This is a genomic window from Peptostreptococcus sp., from assembly GCF_977045075.1.
Map to the genome: position 1 here is coordinate 1 of NZ_CDRRTB010000084.1, position 7,515 is coordinate 7,515.

10 protein-coding genes are annotated in these 7,515 nt (G+C 36.8%); 2 read left to right on the forward strand and 8 right to left on the reverse strand.

Annotated elements, in window-relative coordinates; translation table 11 throughout:
- Positions 1–360: 360 nt before the first annotated feature.
- Positions 361–912: a biotin transporter BioY gene (locus tag ACW6OJ_RS06850; protein WP_456096111.1), complete on the forward strand. Its 552-nt coding sequence runs from the start codon at positions 361–363 to the stop codon at positions 910–912.
- Between the two features lie 77 nt (positions 913–989).
- Here ACW6OJ_RS06850 and ACW6OJ_RS06855 read toward each other — a convergent pair whose 3' ends face one another.
- From ACW6OJ_RS06855 to ACW6OJ_RS06870, 4 genes are all read right to left on the reverse strand, one after another.
- Positions 990–2,177 carry an oxygen-binding di-iron domain-containing protein gene (locus tag ACW6OJ_RS06855; protein WP_456096112.1) on the reverse strand — a complete coding sequence of 396 codons (1,188 nt, stop codon included), beginning with the start codon at positions 2,175–2,177 and terminating at the stop codon, positions 990–992.
- A 194-nt stretch (positions 2,178–2,371) separates the two neighbouring features.
- Positions 2,372–3,025 carry a cupin domain-containing protein gene (locus tag ACW6OJ_RS06860; RefSeq protein WP_293429839.1) on the reverse strand — a complete coding sequence of 218 codons (654 nt, stop codon included), beginning with the start codon at positions 3,023–3,025 and terminating at the stop codon, positions 2,372–2,374.
- Positions 3,026–3,040: 15 nt separating this feature from the next.
- Positions 3,041–3,265, reverse strand: a complete 225-nt coding sequence (locus ACW6OJ_RS06865; RefSeq protein ID WP_455103763.1) for a DUF1858 domain-containing protein — start codon at positions 3,263–3,265, stop codon at positions 3,041–3,043.
- A 157-nt stretch (positions 3,266–3,422) separates the two neighbouring features.
- Positions 3,423–4,100: a DUF2249 domain-containing protein gene (locus ACW6OJ_RS06870; protein ID WP_455103762.1), complete on the reverse strand. Its 678-nt coding sequence runs from the start codon at positions 4,098–4,100 to the stop codon at positions 3,423–3,425.
- Positions 4,101–4,385: 285 nt separating this feature from the next.
- Between ACW6OJ_RS06870 and ACW6OJ_RS06875 the strand changes: the two genes are divergently transcribed.
- Positions 4,386–5,060, forward strand: coding sequence for a Crp/Fnr family transcriptional regulator (locus ACW6OJ_RS06875; RefSeq protein WP_456096113.1), 675 nt, complete (start codon positions 4,386–4,388; stop codon positions 5,058–5,060).
- A gap of 75 nt (positions 5,061–5,135) precedes the next feature.
- Here ACW6OJ_RS06875 and ACW6OJ_RS06880 read toward each other — a convergent pair whose 3' ends face one another.
- The 4 genes from ACW6OJ_RS06880 to ACW6OJ_RS06895 are packed head-to-tail and all read right to left on the reverse strand — an operon-like array spanning position 5,136 to position 7,361.
- The gene (locus ACW6OJ_RS06880) at positions 5,136–5,684 is read right to left on the reverse strand and encodes a hypothetical protein (RefSeq protein ID WP_456096114.1); all 549 of its coding nucleotides are present in this window, start codon (positions 5,682–5,684) and stop codon (positions 5,136–5,138) included.
- A gap of 22 nt (positions 5,685–5,706) precedes the next feature.
- Entirely contained in the window at positions 5,707–6,003 is a 297-nt protein-coding gene (locus tag ACW6OJ_RS06885; protein WP_455105389.1) for a hypothetical protein, read from the reverse strand.
- A gap of 52 nt (positions 6,004–6,055) precedes the next feature.
- Positions 6,056–6,892 (reverse strand): DUF6630 family protein, encoded by an 837-nt coding sequence (locus ACW6OJ_RS06890; protein WP_456096115.1) that lies wholly within the window; start codon positions 6,890–6,892, stop codon positions 6,056–6,058.
- Positions 6,893–6,932: 40 nt separating this feature from the next.
- Positions 6,933–7,361: a hypothetical protein gene (locus tag ACW6OJ_RS06895; RefSeq protein WP_456096116.1), complete on the reverse strand. Its 429-nt coding sequence runs from the start codon at positions 7,359–7,361 to the stop codon at positions 6,933–6,935.
- Positions 7,362–7,515 lie beyond the last annotated feature (154 nt).

The window sequence follows — 7,515 nt, forward strand, 5'->3', positions numbered from 1 at the left end:
ACTCCAAATATTTAGTTGTCAATATTATTAATTTTTCAAGCCTATTCATTAGGCTTATTTGCTATGCAATAATGTCAGTGTGAAATTTCTTTTTTATTTTGTATTGACATTTGATAGCTGGTCTTTCTAGTATTTTAAAAATACGCTAAACTACATTATACCATATTTTGGTGATTCATAGTTTATTTTACTCTTTCTTGTGGGTCATATTTTAAGACTTGATTCCTTATTTAATTACAGGTATAGTAAACTTTTATAAATTTATGGTTTACAATGTCTTTTGTATGTGGTAAACTATCTTACATAAGGTTAGTAAACCTTTTCTTTTATTTGGTTTACTATTAATTTAGGAGGATTTATATGAGTAAGAAATTTTTAAACACAAAGACCATGATTCTTTGTTCCCTATTCACAGCCCTAATAGCAATAGGTGCCTTTATCAGGATACCCTTCCCAGTAACTGTTTTCAGTTTTCAGTTTACCTTTGTATTATTAGCTGGTGTGCTACTTGGAGCTAAGAGGGGTGGACTATCTACCCTTGTCTATGTTTTAATCGGTTTAGTGGGCTTCCCTATTTTCACAGAGGGTGGCGGACCCCAGTATATACTAAAGCCTACCTTTGGCTACCTACTTGCCTTTATAATTACAGCCTACCTAGTTGGTTACTTTAGGGAAAAGCTGGGCACTGGATCATTTATAAAGCTATTTTTGGCCTGTCTACTTGGTATGGCCTTTACATACGGCTTTGGTAGTATGTATACATACTTTATACTAAACTATGCCTTGGGTACAAAGATATCCTACTTGGCCTGTCTGATTAGTTTATTCCCATTTGCCTTTATTAAGGATATAGCTAGCTGTGCACTTGCCGTATTTGTCGGCCAGAGATTGGCTAAGTATATAGAACTTTAGGTTCCTAAATTTTTTATTAACATAGAGATAGACCTTAACCAAATTTTTGGTTAAGGTCTATTTTATATACTATCTATCTATTTAAGTAGTGATGTCACAAGGCCTGGTATTTGTTCAAAGTCTTGGTCATCTGGATTCCATAATGAACGGATATTTTCATCTATTACCTCAAAACCTGCATCTACAAGCTTGGCCTGTAGAACCTTCACTGATTCTCCGCTCCAACCATAACAGCCAAATGCTGCAGCCCTCTTCTTCTTGAACTTAAGCTGCTTCAAGAATTCTAGCCAACCAGCAACACTTGAAAGTATACTATTACTTACTGTTGGTGATCCTACAACTATTGCCTTTGACTTAAATACCTCTGTCATGACATCATTCTTGTCTGCCTTTGAGATATTGAATACCTTGACTACAGTGTCAGGACTCTGTCTATGAATTTCCTCTGCTATTTTGTGGGCAATCTTAGTTGTACCTTCCCACATAGTATCGTAGGCTATTGTTACCTGGTCTTCCTGGTAGTCTTCTGCCCAAGCCGCATACTTTTCAACTATCTGAAGTGGATTTTCACGCCAGATAGCACCATGTGATGGAGCGATAATATCAAAAGTTAAGTTAAAGCCTATAATTTCTGCCAGCTTCTTCTTAAGCAATGGTGAAAAAGGAGTTAAGATATTGGCATAGTACTTAATAGCCTCCTTATTCAGTAGGCACTGGTCTGCCTTGTCGTTAAATAGTTCTTCTACTGCAAAGTGCTGACCAAATGCATCGTTTGAGAAAAGTATATTGTCCCCAGTCATATAAGTCGCCATAGAGTCTGGCCAGTGAAGCATCTTCATTTCTACAAAGACTAGCTTCTTGCCATTACCTATATCCACGCTGTCTCCAGTCTTAACAACATTGAAATTCCATCCACGCTTACCATACTGGCCCTCAATACTCTTTACGGCATTGGCAGTACAATATATTGGTGTATCAGGTATTTCATCCATTATTGTAGTCAATGAGCCTGAATGGTCGCATTCACCATGGTTGGCTACAATAAAATCGATCTTCTTTAGGTCTATTTCCTTCTTTAGGTTTTCCACAAAGTCGAACCTGTGTGGTGTCCATATTGTATCAATTAATACAGTTTTTTCTTCCTCGATCAAGTAGGCATTCTGGCTAGAACCATTCATGATTGAATAATCATCTCCATGAAAACTCTCTAGCTCCCAGTCGATATAGCCGACCCAACTTACATTTCCTTTTACATGCTTTCTCATTCTTTTTCCTCCATATACTCTCAAATAAAGCTGGTAGTAGCAAACCTTTGCCTCCACCATAAATTTAAAGCCCAAGGGCCTATATATCAACAGCTAGGCCCGGGACCTAGCCTGTATGGGAGGGTTATGGTCTCCCCTACAGGCCTGCCCACTAGCTGTTAATTTTGATATGGTTGTTTCTTAAGTATCTCTACTTACTCTAGTGTCAATAGAAGTCCCATCTTAAACTTCTTATCTGCCTTTACTGAATGTAGGCCTCCCTTGGCAAAGTGGAAATTTTCTCCTGCCTTGATAAGGTGGTCCTCTCCTTCATATCTTATCACAGCTTCACCGTCTAAAGCAAATATTAATGCTTCTCCTGGTGCTGCATGCTCAGATAGGCCTGTTCCTGCATCAAATGCCATAATTACAAACTTCATCTTGTCATTGTGAACTATGTCCATATTTACTATCTTTCCATCCTGGTATGGTATAAGTTCTGCAAACTTAAATACTTGTCCTGCTTTTATTGCCTTATTCATAATATCTTTCCTCCTAATTTCTATTTCTGTATATACTACACCTGTTTCTGACTTAAATCCAACCGGTGTATCAAGCTCTGTTAAAATTCCATCTCCAGCCCCTAGTAGCCTTTCACTACCGTCAGACTTGTAGACAATCACCCTTCCCTCAGCTACAAGTACTAGCTTGTGATATGGGAATATCTCTGCACTGATATCTGTATCCTCTGCCATGGAAAATATGGATATGGCGTTATCTCCACCATATATTTCCTTGGAAACTGTGCAGCCTGCTATTGGCTCGTTATCCCTGGCAATTGAAAATACCCTTCCTACTACTTCCTTCATTGGCCACACCTCTCTCTAATCCTGGTGACTATCAATTAGGTCTGTTAATTTTGATATCAATAGGTCTAGGTCCATTCCTGACCTCTTGCTCATTTCGTGTACGTCTGCCTTTGTAGCCATAATCTTTCCTAGTGGTGAGTTAAGCATCTCGAACTTCTCGTTTACCTTTACTATCTCATCCTTCAACCATGGGTACTCCTCTAAAAGGTCCTTTAGCCTAGTTGCTTCTGTAATCTTCATAGCTTCCTCCTATCTCAGTATATCCTGTATTTATCTATACTATATTTACCCATACTATATTTATTTATCTATCTATACTGTATTCATCTATACTGTATTAATCTGTATAATCTTAGATTTTAATATCTAAAGAGTTATTGGGTTATTGTCTAGCCTATTAAACCCTAACGTCTGGATTTTTCTCACCAAACTTTTCCCTTAGGGCCTGGCAAATTTCACCACGATCCTTGCCCTGCTTTTCCATATTTTTTACTGTCTTGTAGGCTGCAAACAAAGTTGATGGTCCAATTTCTGAACTGAAGTTTCCTATACCCTGGTTCCATACCAAAAGCTCAAATACATCATCTAGGGCCCTGCTATCTAGTCCGTGAATATATGCCTTTACCAGCTCCCTAGTTGCCTGACGCATCCTTCCTGCTCCAACGGCATTTGTTAGAGAAAGCAGTAGTCTAGTTTCGTATGGTAGGTACCTCTTTTCATCATTCCAAGTTAGGTCCCAAAACTCAACTGCAATCTTACCTAGACCTTCATCTATAAGGGGCATATTTGTAAGTGCTGCCGGACGCATTGGTATATTCTTTTCGTCCTCCTTTACCCTTGCACGATAGAAGTATACATGAAACTCTGTGTCTCCTGTCTGCTCTGTATGGTGCTCATAACCTAGGTCTTCCATTACCTCATATAGGGGGATAGGATCAAAGCTCTGAATTACCTCTAGGCCCTGTCCCTCTGGAACTGCCTTGGCCTGTTCCTTTAGTCCCATAAAGAAGTTACCCTGTATCCCACGAACGTCTACCTTCTTAAATTCCTCTATTTTCCAATCCTTAAATGCCATAATTTTACCTCTCTTTCTTTACTTAAACTTTTCTATTTATTAAAATTATCATTATCAATAAGGAAGTATATTTACTTTATAGTTTTAGAGTTCCAGGCCTTAATTATAGGTGCGATGCTGATAGTAAGGGAACTCAGCCTACTTTAAAGTATTTATTTTTATTATAACTTTCCTTCTTGTTAAGTCTATTATAAATAATTTTCTTTCTTATTTCTGTATCTACAGATACACTTTTTAAAAATTTTTAGGTATAATATCTATAAAGACCTAGGAAGGGAGACAAGTATGAATTATTCTATACTAACAAAAAGTAATTTATTCGAAGGAATGACTGAAAAAGATATAATTAAATCGCTTGAGGCAATACCTCATAAAATAAACCACTATGATAGGAATGAAGTAATATTTCACCTGCTGGAGCCTGCCGATACATTGGGCATCGTAGTCAAGGGTCAGGCTGAATCTCAAAAGCCCTTCCCCAATGGCAACCAGCTAAATGTTTCCATTAGGAGGCCTGGTGATATTATAGGTGCTGCGGCAGTTTTTTCAACTAGCCACAAGTATCCCTGTGACGTTGTTGCTACAGAGCCCATGGATGTCCTTATCTTTAAAAAAGATGACTTCCTACGTCTAATCCAAAGTAACCTGATAATACTGGAGAACTTTATGACAGAGATATCTTCAACTACCTATATGCTCCAGCAAAAGCTAACCCTACTTTCCTATAGTGGTATTGTAAAGAAGGTAGCCTATTATCTACTATTACAAAAAAAGAGGCTTAATACTGACAGAATTCCTATACCTGGGTCTGTAACAAAGTGGTCTCTATTGATGAACGTATCTAGGCCATCACTGCATAGGGAGTTAAAGGGCCTGGAAGACCAAGGACTAATCCTCTACAAGAAGAATCTGATTGAGATACTAGATCCTGATGCACTTGAGGAAATCTTAGAGCAGTAGGATAGTAGACAAAGTCTCTTAAATCATTCGTGATTTAAGAGACTTTTTTTAATTTATCTTTAACCTTTATGAATCCTACAAGGCCATAGGTAGTATCAATCCTACTAAAATCGCATGTATACCCAAGACAATGCCAAAAATACATAGAATAAAAGGAAATAGACTGACATGCTTACGAACCTGAAAGCTAAACTGACTGTAATCTACAGGTGACCTACTTATACTGTTTATAAACTTGGCCCCAAGCCTATCCATAAAGTCAGCCTCATCGGTCATCGAAAGAATATAGGTTCCCGCCTCTGCCCTAAAGGAATAGATTGATACTCTAGCAGTATTAAAGCCACTCACACTGGTCCGCATTATACTCCTCGACAATTCTACATCTTGCCTCGTATACATATTTTCCAGCCTTAGGCCAATCTGTCCAAGTGGTGTCTTTTTATACTTTTTGCCACTTAGCCATATTTCATATACGCCCCCACTTTTAATTACAAAGGTTCCTTCACTTTGACTTGCTGGCATTTCATAGATTGGTTCTATTTTCATAAAATTAATTATAGTTTTGATACTAATAAATGCTATGACCAGGCCTATTGGTATTAAAATAAAAAGTAAATCTAACATATTCTCCTCCTAAATTTATAAACTATATTAAAGTAGAATAAAATGGTATTACCATGTGAATCAAAACTATCAGTGGCCCTGCAAGACCACCCATCAATGCTCCAAATGCACAAAGTAGGATTACTGGTAAGTTCAAGATAATTGCCACAAACTTGTAGGCCTTTGACTTACAAAAAATACAAACTAGAATACACCCATATAATCCACACCATAGCCAGTTGTAGATAAATATGTCCATATTAAACAGGAATACTACTATACCTAATACTGGTAAAACTAAACTTAAAATTATAGCTACAATATTTGCTAACTTTTTCATGTTACTCCTCCTATATACTTAGTACATTGTGCACTATTACACCTACTTGTAACTACATCTTCTCTAAAAGGGCAATCCTCTGCATTAACTTTCTAGCCAAAGTATCTGCCTTTTCAAAGTCCGCCTTGGTCAATACAAGCACTACATAGGAGTCACTTCCGACATCCATACCTGCTAATACATGTTCCTCTAATACAGAGTTAATTTGTGCCGCCCACCTTGGTATATCCTCATCTTCATTTAAGACCTTTTTGTCTAATTCATCCAATTGACCTAAGTCTATATTTAACCCCTTATTTACAATTAATTCTTTTAGTATAGGTATAAAATCATCCTTTCTAGCCTTCCAATCAAACTCAAATGCTCTTTTTCTTAACAGGATTTCCTCATAGAGTTTTTCCCAGGCCATATCTATATCCTCAGGCCCCTTAAGCTTTAGGCTATCGATAAACTTTTGAGTTTCTGGGTAATCACCTAAAAGCAGCCTTGCTAGGTCATAAAATAACTTTGTAACAGCCTCCTTGTCCACTTTAGGAGCTTCAGTATATTTATCTTGACTTGGGATAAGCTTCCTTTTTACAAAAGCTCTCATGATTTTAATAGCATCATCATAGCTAATATCCGGCATCCAGTATTTTTTATCATCAATATCTAGGTATAAGTCAATGTAGCCCTCTTTATTTCCAATTTCAGACCTCATTTTTGTACATCCGTTTATAGGACGAGGTGGATAGATTTCCATATATCTTATATATCCATCCCTTATGCAATTGATAGAGTTATCAATTCCCACTATATGAAAACCACAACTATTACTTAAGGGCGATTTCATGTGCCATTCTTCATATGTACTAAAAAATTTTTCCTGTATTAGATTATAGAAACTCATATCTAACCTCCATAAAATTAAATATTCCAAGTAAAGTTCCTTATTTCTTGCTATAGTCGTAGTAGTGGACCTTTACACTCTTTCTGTTTAATTCCTTTTTCATTTCACTTATTAATTCTACATTCTTCCTGTCTTTCCCTACAAAAAAGGACTTGCTCCTACCATTTTTCATAGTTAGCTCAATATGGTACCTGTCACCATTTATTCTTACTCCGCTTATAAGGTGTATTGTGACCTCTTTTATGTCCTTTAGTGAAAATTCTCTCTTGCCTGGAACCATACCACTATGAATATAGAGGTAGCCATCCCTTATTTTAAAGGGTGACAAAAAGTCACCACCACTCCTGATTGTGATTGATAGCCTCCTAAATCCTATAAGAAGCATATATAAGGCAAGCAGTAGTATTGGCTTTATTAATATATTACTCGAAAACACAGTCTTCATCCCTATTAAAAAATATTCAAACATGTATATTTTACCACCCATTACATATTTAGGCTCTATGTCAAATAACGTTGGTGATAATTTAAATCAATAAAATCTATTAAATTATGCGGCAGCATCCATAGCAAACTTATAGCTATGGATATTGCCCTTTTGTATTTTATACCTTTCCATTAGC

Bases quoted from the DNA above. Each gene is read 5' to 3' on its own strand.
- ACW6OJ_RS06850 (WP_456096111.1), top strand. From the start codon at position 361: ATGAGTAAGAAATTTTTAAACACAAAGACCATGATTCTTTGTTCCCTA.
- ACW6OJ_RS06875 (WP_456096113.1), top strand. From the start codon at position 4,386: ATGAATTATTCTATACTAACAAAAAGTAATTTATTCGAAGGAATGACT.
- ACW6OJ_RS06880 (WP_456096114.1), bottom strand. From the start codon at position 5,684: ATGTTAGATTTACTTTTTATTTTAATACCAATAGGCCTGGTCATAGCA.
- ACW6OJ_RS06870 (WP_455103762.1), bottom strand. From the start codon at position 4,100: ATGGCATTTAAGGATTGGAAAATAGAGGAATTTAAGAAGGTAGACGTT.
- ACW6OJ_RS06865 (WP_455103763.1), bottom strand. From the start codon at position 3,265: ATGAAGATTACAGAAGCAACTAGGCTAAAGGACCTTTTAGAGGAGTAC.
- ACW6OJ_RS06855 (WP_456096112.1), bottom strand. From the start codon at position 2,177: ATGAGAAAGCATGTAAAAGGAAATGTAAGTTGGGTCGGCTATATCGAC.
- ACW6OJ_RS06895 (WP_456096116.1), bottom strand. From the start codon at position 7,361: ATGTTTGAATATTTTTTAATAGGGATGAAGACTGTGTTTTCGAGTAAT.
- ACW6OJ_RS06885 (WP_455105389.1), bottom strand. From the start codon at position 6,003: ATGAAAAAGTTAGCAAATATTGTAGCTATAATTTTAAGTTTAGTTTTA.
- ACW6OJ_RS06860 (WP_293429839.1), bottom strand. From the start codon at position 3,025: ATGAAGGAAGTAGTAGGAAGGGTATTTTCAATTGCCAGGGATAACGAG.
- ACW6OJ_RS06890 (WP_456096115.1), bottom strand. From the start codon at position 6,892: ATGAGTTTCTATAATCTAATACAGGAAAAATTTTTTAGTACATATGAA.